This window comes from uncultured Actinomyces sp., assembly GCA_900541895.1.
Lineage (GTDB): Bacteria > Actinomycetota > Actinomycetes > Actinomycetales > Actinomycetaceae > Pauljensenia.
Map to the genome: position 1 here is coordinate 132,431 of UWSI01000001.1, position 21,401 is coordinate 153,831.

The following is a 21,401-nucleotide window of genomic DNA, read 5'->3' on the forward strand; positions in this document are numbered from 1 at the left end:
CGAGGCGATGCCGCGCTTTGTACGTCTTCTGTTGTGGTGGCCGAGGTTTCGACCTTCAGACCACCTTGAGTCTGTTGCACTCAAGTTTACGGATCGACTACCGGGCCCGCAAGCCCTACATCAAAACTTGAGTCTGACATACTCAACTTATTTCACAGGGTTTTATTCCCCAATTTCCCAAAACATTTACTAAGAATCGGCAACTCTGCCATTTACCATTGAAATTCCGCGGAAAAATCGGAGTTCATTCCGCGGAATTTCTCCATATCGCGACGCTCTTTCTTCGTCGGACGCCCACTTCCACGTTCTCGCTGAGCAAAAGCAATGCCCAGCCGAGGTCTCGGCTCACTGAGATCCTCATAGCAAAGTTTCGCGAAGGGATAACCCAGTCGTTTCGCAAGGAGCTTGCGAACGATCAGAACACGGTCAAAGCCCTCTACTCGCAGACGAACCTCATCACCCACGCGCACTTTCTGCGCAGCCTTCACCGATTCACCGTTAATTTTGACGTGACCAGCACGAGCAGCTGAGGTTGCCTGCGAACGCGACTTCACATGGCGCGTTGCCCACAACCACGTATCAATACGCATGGTCTCACCCGCCGCGAGCGCCCCCTGAGGGACCTCACGCGGTTCATCACCAGCGCTCACGCCCGGCTTTTCGCTCATAGCAGCATCTTAACGCCCACGCGCTTGCAGCCTTCTTATTCCCCCGCCGCCCACACAAGTGACACTCCACCACTCAGCGCACGCCCGGCCTCGTTGTGGCGAAGAGACTTTCAAGATGCCAAGATGAAGCGATGGAGTGCGTACATTTAACAAGCGGGGAATGCCATTCATGCCCACTCATGCCCACTCCCTATAACCTTCAGCTTGCGCAGCGCCAAAAAGAAGCCAGCGAGCTACTGGCAACTCTGCCCCAGGCCTCGGAAATAAAATGGCTGCCCGCCGCCGCATCAGCGCCTGAGCACTATCGAAGCAAAGCAAAATTTGCGGTCGGGGGAAGTGCCGAGCAGCCGACTTTAGGGATCACAGGAGGCGCACCCAGCTACGCAGGAGTAGACCTCCCCCACTGCATTGCGCATACAACGGTCATCGCAGATACCATCGCCCCCTTAAAAGCGTTCATCCGCGAGCTCCATTTGGAGCCCTACGATATTGCGCGCAGGCGTGGCGAACTCAAGCACATCCTAGTCACGCAGGGTACTGATGACGCACTGATAATCCGCTTCGTCATGCGCTCAAAGCGCGACTTAGCGCTGCTGCGTTCAAAACTTTCGCTCTTGTACTCACTCATTCCCGCGGCCAAGGTCGTCACCGTTAACATCCTGCCCGCACACGCCGCACTGGTAGAAGGCGATGAAGAGATCGTCATTTCTCAGCAGCACACACTGCCCACGCTTGTCGGCGATGTCGAGCTTCACCTGGGCCCACGCTCGTTTTCGCAAACCAATACGGGAGTAGCCTCACAGCTCTATCGCCAGGTCGCGCGCTGGGCGCAACAGAGCGGGGCGTCTTCCCTGTGGGATCTCTACTGCGGAGTGGGCGGTTTCGCACTGCACGCGGCACTTGGCGGGGTTGAACACGTCAGCGGTGTAGAGATTTCACCCGAGGCCATTGCCTCCGCTCGGGAAACCTCTGAAGAACTCGGTGTGAGTGAGCGCGTACACCTGGTGGCCAGCGATGCACAAAAGTGGGCTTTCGCACAGGATAGGGATCATTACCCCGAGGCCCTGGTCGTCAACCCACCGCGGCGCGGAATCGGAACAGAGCTTGCTCGGTGGATTAACCAGAGCGACATTTCCACTGTGATTTACTCGTCCTGCTATCCGAAGTCGCTGGTCAGCGACCTTCAGCTCATGAATTCCTACAGGCTCCAAGAAGCGCGCCTCTTCGACATGTTCCCCCATACGAATCATATGGAATGCGCGGTTTTGCTCACGAAAGTCGTATAGTTCTTCTCTTTTTCAACACCTTCACATACGCTGGATTCTTGTTCAAAGTTCACTGCGTAACTAGACTCGAAATAGATGCGTATTTGAATCTATTGAGACCCCATCTCACACAAGAGCAGACTTCCTCGAGATAACGACAAGGTAGAAGGATGATACGAACTCGAAATGCTGTGTTAGCCACGGCTGCTACTGCCGCTTTTATGACCGGTGGCACGGCGCTATTGGGTCCGAATGACGCGCAAGCCCAGGATCAAGCATTCTCGATCTCTCAAAACATCACAGCTGACGCAGTCACTGTCTGCAACACCAGTCCTGTCATTACGACCTACCACGGGACCGTCAATCTGACGATTCCCGTTGTCACCCTTCTGGCCAATTTCCAAGATGAAATGCAGACCGCAGCTGCAGCCGGCCAGAGCCCACACGCAGCGGGAGCTCAGAACCCCGATATCTCCTTCACGGTTTCCGTTCCTCAGGGAACACAGGTTGGTCCCGGAACCGTCACAAATTCTTCCTCTCTTCTCTCAAGCTGGTGGTTCTCGCCCAATTCAGAGAAGACCGAGATGACAGTTAACCTTCATCTGACACAGACTGATTGGCAGGGACTCTACACCACCTACACATCCGAGAAGAGCAATCCTCTTGGACACACCGTCACGATCAAGATTCCCTACGCTGTCGGTGCAAATAATGCAGCGGACGCGGCACGGATCGCTCAAGAGCAAGTCACCAGCACCGCGACTGCGAAGTTCTATACGGGTGGCGACACCCCTAACAAAGTCTTCACTTCTGCGGTGGTATCAACTCCAATCGCATCCACTCCCACGGACTGTTTCTCGAACGCACCCCAGCGGACGACACGTTGGGTGGATGCAGAGACCGGAGTCGACCTCAAGGCCCCTCAGACCGGTCCGAACTTCTTCCAGGCTGCCGGCATCCCCGACTATGAGTTTGTTTCCTCAGAGCTGTCGACAGACCGCATGACCGGCTTCTACAAGTACAAGAAGGTTTTCGGCGACCTTCCGGTCAACGGCGATGATCCAACGGTCGATACCGACTTCACGATCAGCTCTGACGGCGCTGCTCCAGCAGAAAAGGAAAGAATCCAGGCTGAAAATAAGAAGTCACTTCTGACCATCGAGAACGTCGTTCACCTGAATAATCTTCAAGGTGGGCGCATTGCCGCCCTCCTAAAAAAGTACGAGGAATCTCCCGCAACTTTTGATGAGATGGCGCTGAAGAATGCACACCTGGGCTTCACTACACAGATTACTCTTCCAGATCAGCTGAAATTTGCTGATCCCTCTGCCATCTCCATCACCGGGATCCCGGAAGGCTTCACGGCAAAGACTGTGGCCATTGATGGTCAGACGGCACGCGTGACAGTCGATGTCAATGATCCCGAGTCCATTACAACGGTCGAAGCTTTAAAGGACGTAATGGCAAGGCTTCAGGGCGAGGCTGTCATCACGATCAAGAAGATTGCATTTGCCGATTCGGCGCGCCCTGACACCGACTACACAATCGAGCATCAGACTCAGGGGTTGGTCTCAGTCGATATTGAAAAGCAGCTTGGGGTTATTGTCCGCCCGGGCACTCCCTCCCCCGCTTGCCCGCCAACGATGGGCGGATACGACCAGCTCAAGCCTGCCGAGCCGCTTCCCGTCCAAGGAACAGTGTTTGACCCGCCCACGCCGGCATGCCCTCCAATGACTGCATATAGCGCTGCATGGACTTTGCCCATGACCGGCCCCTCAGCTGGCTGGGCCGAGGCACCGCTCATGGAGCATTCTTTGACGTACACAAGCAGCGAGTCGCACCCTTACGTCACGCGTTTGACGTTTAAGGGCGATCCGCAGCCTACCCCGCCGGCTCCCACGCCAACTCCCTCAACCCCAACTTTTGGGCCTCAATTGGCGAAGACCGGTGCGGCAGGCGTGCTCTTCTTCATGGGCACTGCAGCGGCAGGAGCGACCGGCATGGCGCTCCGTCGCCGGTCGCGCGCATAACATGACTCATTAACCACTGTGATCCCGCGGAATAACCTTCCGCGGGATCACTTTTTACGCCAAACCTCCACAGGTCACACACAGCTTGTCCTTAATCCCTACAGAATCCGCCAGTGGATTCTGTAGCCATGAACACGAACAACCTTCCCCAGCCGGCCGCTCCTTCGGCCGATGATCTTGCACCCACACGCCCCACAAAGCGCCGCCGCAAAGGTCTGCGCAACGGAATCATTGCGGGCGCAACTGCGATCACACTGGCTTTGGGTGGCACCACTGCTTGGGCTCTCAACCGCTACGTGATCGACCACGTTGAAGTCACCAGCGCTTCTTCTTACGAGGCCTCGCAGGGCAACGCGCAGACCACTTCCTTGAATACCGATACCGCGACCACGACCTCGGACACCTACACGAACGGAAACACCAAGATTTCCGTCAAGCAGGTCCAGGATAACGGCGTCACCTATTACGTCGCCGATGTCCAACTCTCCGATGCGACTGCACTTCGTTCCGCTTTCGCAAACGATCAGTTTGGCGCAAACATCACGGACCTTGTCTCCTCGATTGCTACGGATAACAACGCCGTCTTTGCCATTAACGGCGACTACTACGGTTTCCGCTCGACTGGAATTGTGATCCGAAACGGGACAATCTACCGCGACAGCGGAGCTCGTCAGGGTCTGGCCATCTACAAGGACGGCACGATGAAGGTCTACGACGAAACTCAGACCAACGCACAGACCCTGGTCAACGAGGGCGTGTGGCAAACCCTCTCCTTCGGTCCGGCTCTTTTGCAGGACGGCCAGATCATCAGCGGAATCGACAACCTGGAGATTGACACCAACTTCGGTAACCACTCCATCCAGGGCAAACAACCGCGAACCGCGATCGGCATTATCGACGACAACCACTTTGTCTTCGTCGTTGTTGATGGACGTTCTCGAACTTCAAGCGGCGTGACCATGAGCGGCCTGGCCGAAATCATGCAGAGCCTGGGCGCAAAGACCGCATACAACCTCGACGGCGGCGGCTCATCTGAAATGTGGTTCAACGGCCAGGTTGTCAATAGCCCCTCTAATGGTGGCGAACGCGCTACCTCCGACATCATCTACATCACGAAGGGAGCATGAGCGATGTATGTGTTAATCCCCGCTTACCAACCGGACGCACGATTGCCGCGTCTCATCCTTGAACTGCATCGCGCAGATCCTGCAACGAAGATCGTTGTCGTTGACGAAGGTTCAGGCCAGAAGTTCAGTGATATTTTCGAGGCCGCAGCCACCGCCGGTGCGCACGTGATCTCCTATGAGAACAACCGCGGTAAGGGCTACGCGCTTCGAGAAGGTTTCACCTGGATCCTTGATAGTGCAAGCAACCCGCAGGAATGCGTGGTGACCGCCGATGCGGATGGGCAGCACACGCTCACTGACATTTTCCGCGTTGGTCGGACCTGCACAGATACCGGCACAAGCGTGCTGGGAGTTCGCGAATTCGTTGGGCATGTCCCCGCTCGTTCCCGGATCGGCAACACCGCGACTTCAGCCCTGTTCTGGCTAGCAACGGGCTGGAAGCTCAAGGATACGCAAACCGGATTACGCGCATTCCCGCTCGCCTTGCTTCCCGCGCTGCTCGAGGTCCAGGGGGATCGTTACGAGTACGAGCTCCGCGTCCTTTTGCACTTGGCGAAGTTCCGTCAGCCGGTCACCCAAATCTCAATTGAGACGATTTACGAGGCCGGAAATCCGACTTCTCACTTCCGTCCCTTGCAAGATTCAGCTCGAATTTGGGCACCTCTGTTGAAGTTCGCTGCCTCTTCTGGTGTTGCAACCGTTATCGACTACGTGCTGGTCCTTCTCCTGAATTCCCTCACTGGAGCTCTCTTCTTCCCGGTTGTTGCTGCTCGCCTGGTGAGCGCTTCAGTGAATTTCGCAATGAACCGCCGCGTTTTCGAGGCCACGGGAGTGCCGTTGCGTCGCAGTGCCCTCCGTTATGCCGCACTTGCCGTCGCAGTGGTTGCAGGGTCGTACACCATGCTTGCTGTATTGACGGGAATCGGGATGCCACTGTGGATCGCGAAGATCATTGCTGACACGACCATGTATCTGGTTTCTTACTCGGCGCAAAGCCGCTATGTCTTCGCACCCGCACAGCTGAGCAAGCAAGCAGGAAATACGCCGGTTAAACCAGTACTGCCCACGCCCGCGGCACCGTCCATCTCTACCATCCGTTCACTGAATCCACGAGGCCTAAACGCTCGGCACTCTAGTGTCCCCTTGAGTCGGGCCTCGTGAGCATCGGATAATAACTATCCTCAGTGGCATACTTATGGCCTGTATAACGCATTAACAAGGAGCACCCATGCGTATCGAGATCCTCAGCGAATGTGACTCATCGACGATCGAAAAGGTTCACGAGGCCTTTGACCGTCTTCTTCCGCAGCTTTCCTCTTCCGCACAGCCTTTGTCGCTCGAACAAATCCAGCAGCTTCTGGCTCAGGACTGCTTGCACTTGGTGTGCGCGCTCGATGAGGATGAGCGGATTTTGGGGATGCTCTCACTGGTTGTTTTTGATATTCCGACTGGCCGCCGAGCATGGATCGAAGATGTCGTTACCGATCAGGCCGCACGCGGTCAAGGCGTGGGACAGAGCCTTCTCGATACCGCGGTTGAGCGCGCTCGGGAGCTGGGAGCTAAAACAGTCGATCTCACATCTCGGCCGACGCGAGAGGCGGCGAACCGCCTCTACCGTCGGGGGGGGGGTTTGTTTCCTTCAGCGCGAAACCAACGTCTACAGGAAGTCTTTCTGACCCCGTAGGACCCGTATGTGGGAGGTGGGACAGCAATCGCTGTCCCACCTTTTCTGTTTAAAGAAGCGTATCTGAGATGACGTTGAGGATTCTGAGCAGGGTATCGCGATCATCGCCTTCTACCGCGCCAAGAAGTCCGTTGCGCACCGCGCTTGCGAAGACGCCATTTGCGGCCTCATAGGCCTGACGCCCTTCAGGGGTAATGCACACAAGCACAGAACGTCGATCCGTTGACGATCCTTCTTTGGTAATGAATCCCTTCGCCGCAAGGCGAGAGATTGCACGACTAGTTCCCGAACGCGTCAAGGAGACCAGCGCACCCAGCTCGCCAGAACGCATGGGCTGCTCACCGTTGGCAAGCTCATCAAGCATCTCAAACTCAATCAGAGCAAGAGGTGCACTTTTACTAATTTCCGAACCTAACGTGCTTTGAACAGCACGTGTAACAGAACTCCACGCGTGCCAAAGCTCAGATTCGCTCTCATCGAGGAGAGTCTCATTGCTTTGTGTAATCACCCTTTTAATTTATCAGTTTAGCAACAATAAAACTACCCTCTGACCTGCGTAAATGCCCAAATAAACCGGACAGATTTTCACCGAATTAATACGAACTGATACGATCTGACAACAAAATCATCCACCACGCTGTTCAAAGTTGAATGACTGTCAGCTCACGCTTCGTGAGCTAGTGGGTCAAATGATCAAGATGATCGCTTTTTACGTCCTGCACAAATGAGCACATCTTCGTGAATGAAACGTGCAGCGTAGGATGGATGCATGACACCACGACTTGAATCGGATCATCCCGAACTCGACGCAAACACTTTGGACTATGTCCACTTCCTTGCAGACTCTCCCAGCCCCTACCACGCTGCACATCTCGTTGCGCAGCGCTTGGAAAACCTCGGTTTCAGTCGCCAAGACGAAACAGCAGCATGGGATGCGACTCCCGGCGGACACATGTTGGTTCGTGGAGGCGCCGTCATGGCATGGGTAGTTCCCGAAAATATCAGCGACACCGCTGGTTTCAGGATCGTTGGGGCACACACGGATTCTCCTGCTTTCACCCTCAAGCCCTCACCTCAGACAACAACGGCTGATGGCTGGGGACAAATCGAGGTCGAGGTCTACGGCGGAATGATCATGAATTCCTGGCTGGACCGCGAACTGAGCATTGCAGGCCGACTGATTTTGGCCTCGGGAGAAGAAATCCTGGTTCGTACCGCTCCACTGGCCCGCATCCCTCAGCTAGCAATCCACCTCAACCGCGGGGTTAATGATTCTCTGCACCTCGATCCCCAAAAACACCTGCACCCGGTATGGACGGTCGACACTCCCGATGCATCGCTCATGGATACCATCGCACAGGCCGCAGGCTTGGATAACGCAGATGACGTGGTCTCTTTCGATCTGATCTGCATCCCTTCGCAGGGACCTGTCACCTTCGGCGAGGATTCGCAATTCGTTGCTTCGGGACGCCAGGACAATCTCTCATCGGTTCACCCCGGACTCTGCGCACTTGAAGACCTCGCTCGCCAGGGACTCCCCTCAGACGGTGACATCCTCGTTTTCTCATGCTTCGACCACGAAGAGGTCGGTTCAGAGTCTCGCACGGGTGCAGCTGGCCCAATTCTGGAAGACGTTCTGCGTCGCACCGCTTTCGCCTTGGGACGCGACGAAGATGGTTACGCACGAATGATCGCCTCCTCAACCTGCGTGAGTGCCGATGCTGCGCACTCGATTCACCCGAACTACCCCGAAGTTCATGACCCTTCACACCACCCGGTCATGGGCCGAGGCCCCATCCTCAAGATCAATGCCAAGCAACGCTACGCAACCAATGGGGTTGGAATGGCTCTATGGAAGCGTGCCTGTGATGCGGCAGGGGTTCCAACACAGAACTTCGTGTCGAATAATGCATCGCCATGTGGAACAACAATTGGACCGATCACCGCAACCCGACTGGGTATTGAAACAGTGGATGTGGGCGTTGGCCTGCTCTCTATGCACTCGGCTCGCGAAATGAGCCATGTTGCAGACCTTCTGGGACTGCGTAAGGTTCTGGCGGCCTACTGGCTAGGTGCCTGAGCGGATACGCTCTGAACAGACAAGGCCGCACGTATTTACGGCCGTCGGGGGCCGGGGAGTTCACAAACTCCCCGGCCCCCCGACTTCCACCTAAGGCTTGTTACAGGACATGTGGCGATTAGCGCTGAAAATCAGCCGCCTGCTCACCGCTGAATGCCCGTGCAATAGTCCGAGTGAATCGATCATTCATCTGCGGGATCTGATCCCCCGGAACGAACATCGCTTGAGTGTTCTCACCATCTGCCGGGAAAGGATCCCCACTGAGCCATTCACACGCAAAAGCAACGTCAAGGTAAGTCGTCTGATCACCATTTTCGTAGGTAACCGGGCCAACAACCTCAACACTGAGCAAGCGCATGGCTCGCGCCTGACATGCAGTCTCTTCGAGGATCTCTCGACATGCGGCCTGAGCCGGCTCTTCACCCGGATCGATAATTCCCGTTACCGGTGTCCACGCATGATTATCGGAGCGCTGAACAACCAGCACCTCAACAGAAGCCGGGTCGATGGGAGAGCGCCAATTAAGCGCAGCCCCACCACGGCCTCGTAAGACGACAGCGGTGCAGCCCGAAAGCCACAGCATAGAGTGCCCCACGTGTCGACGTAATTCCAGAACAAAATCCGGTGTTGCCATACGTTACTCCTGTGCTCACAGTGTCCAAATAAATGGCACCAAGAAAATCTTGACGATGATCGCAAAGGCGAACAATGTCGCGTACGCGGCCTCGATACGTTCATCAGCAACACGCGCATCTGCCGCTTGCAAGACCGCTGGCTGTCCCAAGAAGCCGGCAACAGCACCCGCGGTTCGCGGTGCAGACAATCCCAGATATCGGCCGGCGATTGCCTGAGCACCGCAGCACACCACAACGATAATCGTCGCTAGTATCGCAGCCTTCCAGCCCTCTGGACGCAGCAGAAGATCAACAAGTGCCGGTCCCGCGTTTAAGCCCAAAGCCGCTAGGAAGAGCATCAGCCCTACGGAGCGAATGGTGATATTCGCTGAGGCGGGAAGCGTCCATACCAGAGGCCCGGTTCGACGAAGCGCCCCCAGCAGCATTCCGACAATCAAGGGTCCAGCCGCAGATCCCAGTTGGAAGGTTGCCCCACCAAACATCGGGAAGGGGATCGCGCCCAAGGCCATGCCCAAAACCATACCGATACCAAAAGCCATTCCATCAACTTCGCTGACCCGACGCTCCGAGTCGCCCAAGAAGCTCTGAACGTTATCAAGCTCTTCCTGCGGAACAACGACTGCCGCATGATCACCCAGATTGAGCTTGAGATCATCACGTGCCAGCAGGTCAAGATCACCACGACGCACTCGGGTAATGGTCGCACCGAAACGAGTTGCCAGATTGAGCTCAACGATCGCTCGTCCCGCAACATCGGGACTCGACACAACGATTCGCTCAAAGGCAACATCGGAGCGGTCATCAGCCAAGTGGTCGGAAACCTGCGTTCCCAACTGCTCGACGACCTCGGCAATGGCGGAAGTCCCACCGACAAGAACAACAAGGTCGCCAGCGCGAAGTTCTTCACCGGGAATCAAGACGCGGGTGCGGCCTTCACGCTGAAGGTAGGACATACGTACGCGTCCCTCGCGCCAAGCGAGAATCTTTCGCGTGAAGACCGGGCGGTCCACCCGAACAGTAACGGCGTCGAGGCCAGCGCCCGCAAGCGATGGCGTGTCCTTCTCCCCCAGCCACTTTCGCGTCACCGTCATGGTGACGACAATGATTCCGACAATCACACCGATGGGGTAGCCAAAGGCATAGCCAACTGCTGCCTGAGGGTCACCGCTGACTCGCGTCGCTGCATCCAACGCAGGTGCGGCGGTCAGCGCACCAGTGTAAAGCCCGGTGACGAGGCCTTTGCCCAGTCCCAAGAAGTGGCCTCCGATCGTGGCCACGACTGCGCCGACAACACAGATGATCGTGGCCGACCCTAAAAGTGATGTCTGTTTACGAAGATCGGAGAAGAAGGTAGAACCAGCGGCAATACCAACGGTGTAAACGAAGAATGCCAGGCCGATCTGTTGGATGATCGCAGTTCCCTGACCGGCTTGCGGCGAATAAGCCGAGACAAGCAAGCCCACAAACAGTGCACCGGCTGCACCGAAACGCAGCGGCCCAAAGCGGATCGCGCCGAGAACAGCGCCCAGTCCGACAACCAGGAAAATCGTCAAAAGATGGTTCTGTGCGAGGAATTGGGCCATAGCTCTAAGGGTAGTGGTCAAATGCGTAAAAGAGAGGCGCACAATGGGCGTGGACTGTGAATACACCCACGTATCCAATCACACTGCATCCAGAGTCCTTACAGACAGCGTCCAGCATGTTACCGTTCAATAAAAGGACGTATACGGAAGGATCCCTCCATGACAAATCCCCAAGCGGGTTGGTACAGCGATCCCTCAAATCCCTCACAATTGCGGTGGTGGGATGGGACGCAGTGGACGAATAACACCCAGGTAGCTCAGGGCGCCACACAGGCATCAGCGCCCCAGCGTCCGATAACGACAACTTCGTCCTCGTACAGCGCTGTTCCCCAAAGTCCTCTTGCAGCAAATAGTGGCTCTGCTCAGGCGCACTACCAGGCACAACAGGGTGGCTATCCCCCCGTTCAGGGAGGAACTCCAGGCACATATCCAAGCCAGCAATCCACACAGAATGCACCTGCTGCCACGCCAGGATTCCCTCCGCGTCCCGCAAGTTACACGGGCGCTCCGACGACGGGATCAGCCTTCCCCGCTTCTCCAATGGCTCCCGCAATGCCGAAGAAGCCTAAAGCTCCGAAGAAACCCCGCAATAAGCAGAAGACCTGGGCCGTCGTCTTTACTGTCCTGAGCGTTCTTTTCATAGTGCTTGGCTTCCTTTTCCTTGGCGCAGCGTCACGTAATAATGCGCGTGCCAACACGGTCAATGTAGAACTTCAGCCAGCACGTCAGTCCATCAGCGAATTGCAAAAGCAAGTCGATACGTTGAATAAGCAGCTCGGGGAGGCAGGCAAGTGAGCACGAACGGACCCCAAATTCCGAATCAGGGACAGGTAGCAGACGCCACCCAAGCCCAAGCCGCGACAGAGGAAAGCCACGCTGAAACAGGACAGCAGAAGGCAGCTGCACCCAAGACCGGTTCGTCGAAGCGTTTATTCCTGATTACCGCAATCATCTGTGCCGCGTCATTGATCTTTGCATTAGTGACTTTCACGCAGAATATGGTCGCTTTGAACAGGTACCACTCGTTGGAGAATGAATCTGCGCAGTTGGAACAGCAGGCGCAGACCCTCCAGGAACAGGTCGACGAGGCACAGACGAAGCTCGCGCAGAAGCAGGTTAAGCCCTGGTGCGATTCCGTGAACGCTGACTCAACAGGCACTCGAGAGAAGATCGACCAGCTCCTCAAGCAGCTGAAGATGATCGACCCCGATGAAAAGAGCGTTCGAAACGTCTGCGGCGAAAAGTACAAAGCACTGACCGCTTCTCTGGATTACTCACGCGTGAGCGCACGCACCGAAAACGGGACGATCAAGTGCGAAACGGATGGCAACCACGTTCGTCTCAGCGGAAAGATCGATCAATTCAAGGGCCCAGAATTTGCTCAAAAGACAAAGACGAAGGCCGATCTCACTTTAACGATCACCTACACCCTTGAGGGTACAACCGATACTGCAACGAGCATTGTCAAGGTCCCTGATGTCACTCCGGGCGGTTCGAAAGACTGGAACAGCGAGGCAGACCTTCCCGGTCGAGCACTCACCTGCCGAGTCACAAACCTGCAGTGGTGGCCAAGCGATCTGAAGTAGAACGCTTGATGCTTCGGCAGTTATAGCTTGAGGGGGTACGAACCGTAGCGTACCCCCTCAAGTTGTATTACCTCAGCTTTTTTGAGCTGCTTCCTCAGCTATTTGCAAGCGCTTGGCGAACCAAGGGAATCAGCTTTTCACGCGAAGGGTCCACGGCCTCGGCAAGGAACTGCTCACGGTCAGTACCCTCAAGTCCCTGAGCGACTGGCTGCACACTGTCCTTGGGGATTGAGAATCCAAAGACGATCACGTCGATGATCTTTCGGATCGGCATTTGATTGGCTTCGGCAGAGTCATTGACGCTACCTAGAGCCTCGAGGTAGAAGATCGAGAGGATCTCTCCCATGATGTTGGTTGGCAATAGTGCGCGGCGTCCCATACGATCCAAAGCGGATTCGAGCATCTGGGTCACGAAATCAGCAAGCTCATTGCGCTGATTTCCAGGAATTCCATCAGCATCAGGGTGACGCATTTGATATAGACGGTATTCCATCAGGAGGATATACACCGTGCGCCCCTGTGCGGAAAGACTGTCGAGGGTATCAACAATGCGTTCTAGAGTGAGCGGCCCTTCGATTGAATCAAAGGCCTGCGTCATTTCTGTTAATAGCCGCGTTGAGTATGCAATAAATGCATCTTCCAACAGCTCATCCATATTCGAATAATTCGAATAGAAGGCACCACGGGTGAATCCGGCGCGGGCCACGACCTCGTCAATCTTGGTCCCTGCGAAACCTCGCTCCACCAGAATTTCAATGGCGGCGTCAACTAGGCGTGAACGCGTATTCGCTCGCGCTCTGCTTTCGCCTTCTGCACGCTTCTTAACCACAGCCACCTCCGCGGTATATCTAACTACGTCCAAAAGTCTAACGAGCTTTTCCTGCTGACACACGCGGAAAATAAAGGATTTTCACGCTTTAAGGCCCAAATTTGAAGCTACGAAAGTCCCAGCGCCGCCACGGGGACATATCATGTGTTTCAGGGCATAGTTTTTTGGCATTTTATTCATTTTTGTATCGGAGTTTTTATGGGTCACTCAATTGCGCTCCTCCCTCTAAATTCGGGCGCTTCTATTCCTCAATTTGGCTTTGGGACCTACAAACTGACCGGCCAAGATGCCTATGACGGTGTTCGTAATGCACTCGAGTTGGGGTACCGCCATATCGATACGGCACAGATGTATGGGAACGAGGCCGAGGTGGGCCGCGCCCTAGCCGATGCTCCTATCGCACGCAAAGAGATCTTCGTCACTTCTAAGCTCAATAACCCCAATCACGAGCCTGATGTTGCCCGCGAGAGCCTACAGCGCTCACTGGAGGACTTGCAGCTGGACTATCTGGATCTGTTCTTGATCCACTGGCCGCTTCCGATGTTTTACGGAGGTGACATCATGCCCACCTGGCGCGCAATGGAAAGCTTTGTCGATGAAGGCCTGGTGCACTCTATCGGGGTCTCTAATTTCGAGGCCCATCACCTTGCCCCAATCCTTGAGCAGGGACGCATTGCGCCTGCCGTTAACCAAATCGAGTCTCATCCCTACTTCGCAAACCGCGAGCTTCACCGTTTTAACGCCGAGCACGGAATTATTACCGAGGCCTGGGCTCCCTTGGCCCGAGGCACTGTCCTAGGAGAACCAAGCATTGCTGAGATTGCGCGCGAGGTCGGTGCACGTGAATCTCAGGTGGTTTTGCGATGGGCACTTCAGCGAGGAGACGTTGTCTTCCCCAAGGCTTCGTCGCATGAGCGCCGGGCAGAAAACCTTGATATTTCCGGCTTCGAGTTGAGTGCGGAGCAAATGGCTCGAATCGATGCATTGGACCGCGGAGAAGCGGGGCGCACCGGTAAGCACCCCGATGTTATGGACCGGATGTAAAACTTTCGCTTCAGGCGCAACTTATATCGTTTTTCGATGTGAGACAGGGCCGTATTTTGTGGGTACCGCTGGGCTATCGTGAAGCTATGACACATGCATCTTCGACGGATCTTGATCGCGTCCTCGCTTCTCTTGATCCCACACCCAGCGGAACTTACGTATTTTCCTTGGTTGACGAAATCCCCCAGAATGTCGACATTTTTGCACTGATCCGCGACGAAGATTCCTACACTGTGGTTGTCGAGGAAGACACCGCTCGTGAAGCAGGAATCAACCCCGATGAGCTGTACACGCGAATCGACCTGGGTTCATCGACCGAACTGGCTGCAATCGGAATCACAGCATCGATCGCTCAGATCCTTGCTGCGCGTTCAATTACTGCGAATTTCATTGCCAGTCGCCGCCACGATCACCTCTTTGTCCAGCCTGATCGCGCTCAGGAGGCAACGGCTCTTCTCGAAGATCTGGGAAGGCGAGCAAAGGGCTGGCTACCCGCCTGAAATTTTCCTGTTCATCAGACGCGGAAGGGCATTCGGAATAAAGTAGAAGCATGGCTGTACTACCCACGGGAAGCGATGAGGCAATCCTCCGTCTAGCCGACGGCACGGTGAAACAGCGAAATCTTCTGACCGGAACTGAAGTGTGGACGGTTCCCGGTCGAGCTCATCGTCCCCTGACTCGTCCCGGTTCCACGCCGCCCCTGATTGATCACGATGCCGACGGGCATCATTGTGCATTCTGCTCGGCGCGCTATCTTGAGACTCCACCGGAGAAGGCCCGTGTGATCCGCACACACGCAGGGGAATGGGAAACTCTCCACGGCCTCGGCGCAGAGAAACTTGGGGATACGGTTGCGGAGTTTCGGCGAATTCCCAATCTTTTTGAGATCGTTTCGTACAACTATTGGCACCTCAACCACGGTCATGTTCCTTCCGAGGCCGAGAGGCGTAGGATGGCGGAATACCTGGCCTCGCCACAGGGGTACGACCACGTGATGCGCGTGGTGCGCGCACGCTTCATGGCCTCGGGCGGGAGCGAAGAAAAGTTCGCCGCCCTTTCGGATTCTGAAAAACTCAGCCAAGCGAATGGGTTCTTTTCCGGCGGGCATGATCTGATTATCGGGCGACGTCACTACGTTGATGGAGCGAAGGATACATCCCAGTTAGCTTCGGCTGGGACGCTTACGCCCGAGGAACACTTCCAGTACATGTCGATGACCGTGCGGGCGATGCGGGATCTGTACGACTTGGATCCGGCAGTGAAGTACGTGGTGGCTTTCCAGAACTGGCTCAAGCCTGCGGGTGCGTCTTTTGATCACCTGCATAAGCAGCTTGTGGCAATTGATGAGTTCTCGACGCAGACGCATGATGAGATTGAGCGCGTGCGCACCTATCCGGGGATTTATGACGAACTCTTGAAGATTGCTGTGACCCGTGGGCTGATTTTGGCACAAAACGATCACGCCGTGGCAATGGCTGGGTTTGGGCATCGCTATCCTTCCTTGGCGATTTGGCCGCTTCACGCGCCGGCTGAGCCTTGGGAGTACTCCCCCGAGCAATTGCGAGGCATCAGTGACCTTGTGCACGCCATGCACGCGGCGACGGGTGCAGAGGTTCCGTGTAACGAAGAGTGGTACTACCGGCCTCCGAGTTCATCGATTCCTATGCGCATGAGGATTTTGATCAAGTGGAGGATTTCAACGATCGCCGGTTTTGAGGGCGGGACAAGGATCTACCTCAATACGATTGATCCCTGGACTGTGCACCAGCGGATGCTGGAACGCTTGGTTGTTATGCGGGATGAATGTTCAATCGCGCAGATGAAGCTGGGTGAAGAATGCAAGGTCACACCGCTGTTGCTGAGGTAAGGGTTTTAGGCGGTTTGCCGTCGTTCGTTTACTGTTTGCGCGCGGGCAAGATGATCGAGTTCCCGGCTTTTCGGGCATGACAAAGGCGAGAGACCCGAGGCCTGCCCGAAAAAACGGTGGGCTGGCTGGCTTCCCTCGCCTTATGCAAATGTCGGGCCTTCAGCCCCCGCGTTGAATCGTGCTGTTATTTCAAGCCTGGCGGAGGGTACCAACCCGACAGGTCGAGCTTAACAGGGATTTATCAGGAAAGCTAGACTTGGCTTGCGCTGTACGCACTTCAAGAAACCGCGTGGAAATTGTTTGGGTAGCAAGCAGCAGTGAGGCAACATTGATTTGTAGCCCCGCGCGTGCGGGGAAAATGAAGAGGGAGAATTAGGCGTGCTGCCTGTCGTACAGGCAGTCCTCCCAGTACTCCCGGATCAATTCTTCGTTGTACCCCCTTACAAGGCCGTCGATTAGATTTTCCGGAATGTCTGCTCCGTAAATAGTGAGGTCTCCGATAATTTTCATCGTGAGCGATTCGTCCTCGGCTATTTCAAGAAGAAACTTACTCTCCTCATCTTCGAGAACGGGAATAGGAAGGATGCTGTCTGCATATTTGATAAGGTCTTCGACCGTATACATTGCTTCAGTCATGATCACTCCCTCACTCAACTGGTGTCAATTTACCATTTGATACGCGAAGTGCGCCTACGCCTCCAACGGGATGTGTAGTGATTGTTGCGCCCTTTGTCGCGTGTTTACCTCTCACGCTTATTTGCCCGCTCCATTAACTGTGCTGTATGCGTAAATTCGGCACCCTTGTTGCGTAATCCTAAGAGACGTCGGATTGGTAATTGTTAGAAACGCGGCCCTGATAATGTCGGTGTTGCTCCAGGTTCTTGGGAAGGAGATTTGTCCTGGCCTCATTTCGCGTTCTGCTTGCCTGTATGAGTGTCCGCCCGTACACTTCCCGTTTGCTTTTGTTGTCGCGTATAGATTGTGGTCAATCACCGCCTGCGTTGGGCTCATCCCCGTGCGTGCGGGGAAAACAAGAATCGTCACAAGTGCCACGTGTGCTCAGAGAACTCACCCAAGATAACACTGTAGCTAGTGCATTTCGCGCCATCGCAACCTCGCGCATTCGAAATACAGCCGATTCAGCGTCACTGCAATTCGCCGGGCATGACAAAGGCGAGAGACCCGAGGCCTGCCCGGGGTAAATGGTGGGCTGGCTGGCTTCCCTCGCCTTATGCAAATGTCGGGCCTTCAGCCTCCACTTTCTCTTGGCCATTTATTTCAGGCTCGCGGGGGTACCAACCCGACAGGTCGAGCGTAACAGAGTTTTATCAGGAAAGCTAGGCTTTGCATGCACTCACAACACTGCGGACGTTCTGCCGAATAAAAAACTTGTGGCCCCAACATCAGTTGGGGCCACAAGCCTAAACGCGGTAGCGCAGGGATTTGAACCCTGGGTGGCTGTTACACCACACAGCATTTCGAGTGCTGCACCTTCGGCCGCTCGGACACGCTACCTCGGCACACCACAATAGCGGATCTGGCAGGATGGGGCAATTCCACGCCAACATAGACGAAGCGACCTAGACTGACGACATGGCAAAACGGCGTATCGATCCAGCAGAAGGCCACACCGCACTCCTCACGTGGTATCGCGCCCCCGAAGACGCTACGCGACAGACTCTCTTCACCGCCGTACGCTACACGCTTGAAGAAATTGCCGAGCTTCACCCCGGTCGAGCCGTCGAACTCCGCGTTCCCCCGGCCGGTGCCACTCAGATCCTCCCAGGAACAACTCACCGCCGAGGGACTCCCCCGGCGGTGATCGAAATGTCGCCAGAAACCTGGCTCAAACTCGCATGCGGAATGCTGGACTGGAAAGACGCGCTCTCCCACGGGGATCTTCAGGCCTCGGGACAGCGCACCGATCTGTCCACCTATCTTCCGCTATTTTCTAATTTGCGATAGCCGGCTGATCAAGATCCGACAGGATCTGCGACACGGCTTCAACCGGCGCAAACCACTTATTCGTCTTGTTCACCACTCCACGCTGAGCAACCGCCGCAATAGCTGCAGAGACCGCGGCGAAGGTTACCACTGAAACCAAGGATGCCGTACCATCATCATCCTGAGGTGCGGCCTGACCTGTCACAGCCTTCCAGCCCAGCTCCGCAACCTTCCCGGCCACGAAACCTACGGCCATAGACAGCCCTGCGGTAATGAGTTTCTGACTGAGACTGCTTTCCATGATGACTCCTTGCATCAGATCGCATCGAACACTCGATACCAACATTTTGCCCTATGACCGCGGGAATATCTCTCCTTCCATGCGCTATTGCTTAGACTGGTACGGTGCGAAAGACCAAGACCGCCTCTCCGTCCCTCCAACGCTCAGTGCATCTGCGCCGTCTTACCAGCACGCTCCTGGGCGCGCTAGCCCTCAGTGCGTGCTCTCCCTCCATCCCACAGGGAGCCCAATGGACGGATGACCCCTTCCGCACAGACTCAACGTCTTCAGCTCAGGGGCTCTCGGCCTCGGCAACGAAGAACCGTGCAGCCACAGGCAATACTGACGGAATCCCACGAGGAAGCGGAACCCTACGCATCGCTTACACACCCGGCTGGCGCCTCCCCACTGATTACATCTCTGCTTTCGAGGCCGCCAGTGGTTACACCATTGAGCAGAGCGAGTACGCTCCGAATTCTTCGCAAAATGCCGACGTCATCTTTGGTGTCGATTCAAAACAAGCCACAGCTTTGGGGACAGCAATCTCCATCGGCAATGACCCTGTATGTGCGTGGGCTGATCGCTCATGGTTCTCTGCAAATAGCAAGGCGCTCCCCTCTTCACTCAAGGATCTTTCTTCGGCAAACTTCGCCCCTCTGACCGCGATTCCTTCCCAGGATTCCGAGGCCGGCGCCGCGTTCGCTACGAAAGCCACCTCAGCCCTCGGCGAGGACTACGAGGGCTGGAAAGAAAACCTGAACGACGCGCATTCGATCATTCCCTCCGCAGCGGAGGCCCTGGGGCAGTGGACCGCTACCCCTGCGGATGATCGTCTTTCGCTCATTTCGGGTGCGACGAGTGCTCAGGGCTCCCACCAACGTCCGATCCTCATCTGGGATGCGCGCCTAGCGGTTGCCGCAGCCTCCAACACTGGCACTGAAAGCCGCGCTGAGGCTATCCCGGGGACGTGCGTGGATTTAACCGTTTCAGCCGCAGTCCCGCAGTCGTCTTCGAATTCCGAGGCTGCCCATTCCTTCCAAGCATTCCTCGAATCCCAGCTGGGGAAGAATGCTGCGGCCTATGCGGGACTTGCCTACAACGATGGAGTACCCGAGGATTCGCAGGCCGCGTGGTTCATGAAGCCGGTGAAGTAGGCAGGACGCCTGCAACCTTTGCTTTTGCCTGAAGTCGTTCTTTCTTACGCTCTCTGACCCATTGGTGGCATGCGCGCGCTGAAAGAGCCAATAGAGCAAGCACTCCCAAAGACGAACGGATCAGCGTCGTCAACACAATGTGTGTCGCGCCCGAACTAGCAATGTCTGCGGCAGCGAAAATAATGTCGGCGCTCAGGGCCGTCAGAAGAATAATCCGGGCACGAGGATGCCCATTCCACGTCATGACAGCAGTAATGATCTCCATGACAAGAAGAATCACGGTTACAAGAGCGACAATCAGCCTCATCGACAAAATATAGAATTGCGCATTGGCGACATCATCAATGCCGATGACATTAAGTGCAATGTACTTCCACGGATTTTGAAGGACTAGGTAAGTCTGGAACAGCTCGGTTGCGAACATAAGCGCAACCAGGACCATGCCGACAACCAGCTGGACCGGACGTTGGCGATGTGCTTGAGAATCGACATCATGGGCATCTGCCATTTCATGGGCATCATCATCATTGGGCTCAACGTCTTGAACGTCCAATAGGTATAGGTCACCATCGGTGATGACGCGATCCCCACCACCATTTTTATCGTGGTAGGAGCTGAAGAAATCGGGAAGAATCTCAAGCTCTGCCGCGGGGTTAGCGAAGAGGACATCATCAACAATGAAGTTGCGCTCGATGTCGATATCGGCGTCGATCTTATGGGTGATTTGGAAGGTCAAAAGACTCAATCCGACAGCACGATCAAAGGTTCCCGCTGCGAGCCATTCAACGCGACGACCACCCGGAAGAACCCATCCATCGGGCGTACGCCAAAAACGTACGTGATGACGTTCTGAAGAACGACCGGGAACGCCTTTTTGGTAGGCGAAGTCCTGCTTACGCCCAAAGAGCAGAAGGTTTGAAACCGGCGCAGCTTCGTAGCTTTTACGACTGACAAAGGCCCGTATCACTCGAAAAACTGTATGGGGAGTGATCGGGTCAGCGCGCACCCATCCGGCCGCAGTCATGGCAGCATGAATATCGATCTCGCTACCGACAAGAGCAAGGTTCACTGGGTCACCGAGGAGACCATCAGCAGTCCTGGTTCGACCGATAAAGTAGTCGGGAACATACAGCCACGTGAGCAACTGATGAATTCTGGGAAGTGCGAGGTAAGCGGTAACTGCCCAACAGATCAGGAACCACGCGATAGCGGTAGGTTTGAGTTTGATTGACCCCGCCAAGAAAACATAGGCGAGCCATAGCGTTGCCACACCAGAGAAGATAAAGAACAAGGCATCGACAACATCGTCGAAACCCCAGTCGCGATCCTGCGCAAACGAGAGTTTGTCAGAGGCGCGCTGGTAAACAGGGGGCTTCCGGGGACGCGAGCGCGAATGAGCGGAGGCGTTTTCACCTTCATCGCTCGACACAGTGGCCGGTACGCGGTTCTCGCTCATGTCCCTTCCTCACGCGTGTATGTATGGCCATAAGCCTAGTCTGAGAAGACTCATCCTTCCGCTTTTCTGAGAGTCTGTATTCTCATCGTGCGCACCTCGACAGCACTGGCTTATTGACCTGATAACCTCACCGTGAGACTTCAAGAGAAGAGATTGAGGGCGCCCGGAA

The 21,401-nt window shown here is 55.5% G+C and carries 20 protein-coding genes, 1 tRNA gene and 1 pseudogene; 13 read left to right on the plus strand and 9 right to left on the minus strand.

What is annotated here, in order from left to right; genetic code table 11:
- Positions 1-212 precede the first annotated feature (212 nt).
- Positions 213-668 carry an RNA-binding S4 domain-containing protein gene (locus tag QZR18_RS00650; protein ID WP_178705898.1) on the minus strand — a complete coding sequence of 152 codons (456 nt, stop codon included), beginning with the start codon at positions 666-668 and terminating at the stop codon, positions 213-215.
- A gap of 179 nt (positions 669-847) precedes the next feature.
- Between QZR18_RS00650 and QZR18_RS00655 the strand changes: the two genes are divergently transcribed.
- The 5 genes and pseudogenes from QZR18_RS00655 (at position 848) to QZR18_RS00675 (ending at position 6,766) form a co-directional block, all read left to right on the plus strand.
- The gene (locus QZR18_RS00655) at positions 848-1,954 is read left to right on the plus strand and encodes a methyltransferase domain-containing protein (RefSeq protein ID WP_178705901.1); all 1,107 of its coding nucleotides are present in this window, start codon (positions 848-850) and stop codon (positions 1,952-1,954) included.
- A 149-nt stretch (positions 1,955-2,103) separates the two neighbouring features.
- Positions 2,104-3,963, plus strand: a complete 1,860-nt coding sequence (locus QZR18_RS00660; RefSeq protein ID WP_178705903.1) for a cell wall protein — start codon at positions 2,104-2,106, stop codon at positions 3,961-3,963.
- A gap of 113 nt (positions 3,964-4,076) precedes the next feature.
- A complete protein-coding gene (locus QZR18_RS00665; protein WP_291459353.1) occupies positions 4,077-5,090 on the plus strand; it encodes a phosphodiester glycosidase family protein in 1,014 nt (337 codons plus the stop codon).
- Positions 5,091-5,093: 3 nt separating this feature from the next.
- Positions 5,094-6,251, plus strand: a complete 1,158-nt coding sequence (locus QZR18_RS00670; RefSeq protein ID WP_178705906.1) for a bifunctional glycosyltransferase family 2/GtrA family protein — start codon at positions 5,094-5,096, stop codon at positions 6,249-6,251.
- A 67-nt stretch (positions 6,252-6,318) separates the two neighbouring features.
- A pseudogene (locus QZR18_RS00675) lies at positions 6,319-6,766 on the plus strand (GNAT family N-acetyltransferase).
- A gap of 57 nt (positions 6,767-6,823) precedes the next feature.
- Here QZR18_RS00675 and QZR18_RS00680 read toward each other — a convergent pair.
- Positions 6,824-7,282: a MarR family winged helix-turn-helix transcriptional regulator gene (locus tag QZR18_RS00680; protein WP_009408723.1), complete on the minus strand. Its 459-nt coding sequence runs from the start codon at positions 7,280-7,282 to the stop codon at positions 6,824-6,826.
- Positions 7,283-7,543: 261 nt separating this feature from the next.
- On the opposite strand from QZR18_RS00680, the gene QZR18_RS00685 reads away from it, so the two are divergent.
- A complete protein-coding gene (locus tag QZR18_RS00685) occupies positions 7,544-8,854 on the plus strand; it encodes a M18 family aminopeptidase (RefSeq protein ID WP_178704827.1) in 1,311 nt (436 codons plus the stop codon).
- Positions 8,855-8,972: 118 nt separating this feature from the next.
- Here QZR18_RS00685 and QZR18_RS00690 read toward each other — a convergent pair whose 3' ends face one another.
- Positions 8,973-9,488, minus strand: coding sequence for an NUDIX domain-containing protein (locus QZR18_RS00690; protein ID WP_178704829.1), 516 nt, complete (start codon positions 9,486-9,488; stop codon positions 8,973-8,975).
- Positions 9,489-9,503: 15 nt separating this feature from the next.
- Positions 9,504-11,072 (minus strand): aspartate:alanine exchanger family transporter, encoded by a 1,569-nt coding sequence (locus tag QZR18_RS00695; protein WP_178704831.1) that lies wholly within the window; start codon positions 11,070-11,072, stop codon positions 9,504-9,506.
- A gap of 159 nt (positions 11,073-11,231) precedes the next feature.
- Between QZR18_RS00695 and QZR18_RS00700 the strand changes: the two genes are divergently transcribed.
- Complete coding sequence (locus QZR18_RS00700) at positions 11,232-11,867, plus strand: DUF2510 domain-containing protein (RefSeq protein ID WP_178704832.1); 636 nt, start codon at positions 11,232-11,234, stop codon at positions 11,865-11,867.
- Complete coding sequence (locus QZR18_RS00705; RefSeq protein ID WP_178704835.1) at positions 11,864-12,658, plus strand: hypothetical protein; 795 nt, start codon at positions 11,864-11,866, stop codon at positions 12,656-12,658. The genes QZR18_RS00700 and QZR18_RS00705 overlap by 4 nt, the downstream gene beginning before the upstream one ends.
- 94 nt (positions 12,659-12,752) lie before the next feature.
- Here the strand turns inward: QZR18_RS00705 and QZR18_RS00710 are convergent, their stop codons facing one another.
- Positions 12,753-13,487, minus strand: coding sequence for a TetR/AcrR family transcriptional regulator (locus tag QZR18_RS00710; protein WP_178704838.1), 735 nt, complete (start codon positions 13,485-13,487; stop codon positions 12,753-12,755).
- A gap of 198 nt (positions 13,488-13,685) precedes the next feature.
- Here QZR18_RS00710 and QZR18_RS00715 point away from each other — a divergent pair, with 198 nt between their 5' ends.
- The 3 genes from QZR18_RS00715 (at position 13,686) to QZR18_RS00725 (ending at position 16,398) form a co-directional block, all read left to right on the plus strand.
- Positions 13,686-14,531: an aldo/keto reductase gene (locus QZR18_RS00715; protein WP_178704841.1), complete on the plus strand. Its 846-nt coding sequence runs from the start codon at positions 13,686-13,688 to the stop codon at positions 14,529-14,531.
- Between the two features lie 86 nt (positions 14,532-14,617).
- Positions 14,618-15,031, plus strand: a complete 414-nt coding sequence (locus tag QZR18_RS00720; protein ID WP_178704844.1) for an ACT domain-containing protein — start codon at positions 14,618-14,620, stop codon at positions 15,029-15,031.
- Positions 15,032-15,081: 50 nt separating this feature from the next.
- Positions 15,082-16,398, plus strand: a complete 1,317-nt coding sequence (locus QZR18_RS00725; protein ID WP_178704847.1) for a DUF4921 family protein — start codon at positions 15,082-15,084, stop codon at positions 16,396-16,398.
- A 372-nt stretch (positions 16,399-16,770) separates the two neighbouring features.
- Here the strand turns inward: QZR18_RS00725 and QZR18_RS00730 are convergent, their stop codons facing one another.
- A complete protein-coding gene (locus QZR18_RS00730) occupies positions 16,771-17,034 on the minus strand; it encodes a hypothetical protein (RefSeq protein ID WP_178704850.1) in 264 nt (87 codons plus the stop codon).
- 792 nt (positions 17,035-17,826) lie between these two features.
- Positions 17,827-17,913, minus strand: a tRNA-Ser gene (locus tag QZR18_RS00735).
- A 78-nt stretch (positions 17,914-17,991) separates the two neighbouring features.
- On the opposite strand from QZR18_RS00735, the gene QZR18_RS00740 reads away from it, so the two are divergent.
- Entirely contained in the window at positions 17,992-18,363 is a 372-nt protein-coding gene (locus QZR18_RS00740; protein ID WP_178704852.1) for a sterol carrier family protein, read from the plus strand.
- Here the strand turns inward: QZR18_RS00740 and QZR18_RS00745 are convergent.
- Positions 18,350-18,643, minus strand: coding sequence for a DUF4235 domain-containing protein (locus QZR18_RS00745; RefSeq protein WP_009408708.1), 294 nt, complete (start codon positions 18,641-18,643; stop codon positions 18,350-18,352). The genes QZR18_RS00740 and QZR18_RS00745 overlap by 14 nt on opposite strands.
- 104 nt (positions 18,644-18,747) lie before the next feature.
- Here QZR18_RS00745 and QZR18_RS00750 point away from each other — a divergent pair, with 104 nt between their 5' ends.
- The gene (locus tag QZR18_RS00750) at positions 18,748-19,776 is read left to right on the plus strand and encodes a hypothetical protein (RefSeq protein ID WP_178704855.1); all 1,029 of its coding nucleotides are present in this window, start codon (positions 18,748-18,750) and stop codon (positions 19,774-19,776) included.
- Here QZR18_RS00750 and QZR18_RS00755 read toward each other — a convergent pair.
- Positions 19,757-21,232, minus strand: a complete 1,476-nt coding sequence (locus tag QZR18_RS00755) for an LssY C-terminal domain-containing protein (protein ID WP_178704857.1) — start codon at positions 21,230-21,232, stop codon at positions 19,757-19,759. The genes QZR18_RS00750 and QZR18_RS00755 overlap by 20 nt on opposite strands.
- Between the last annotated feature and the right edge of the window lie 169 nt (positions 21,233-21,401).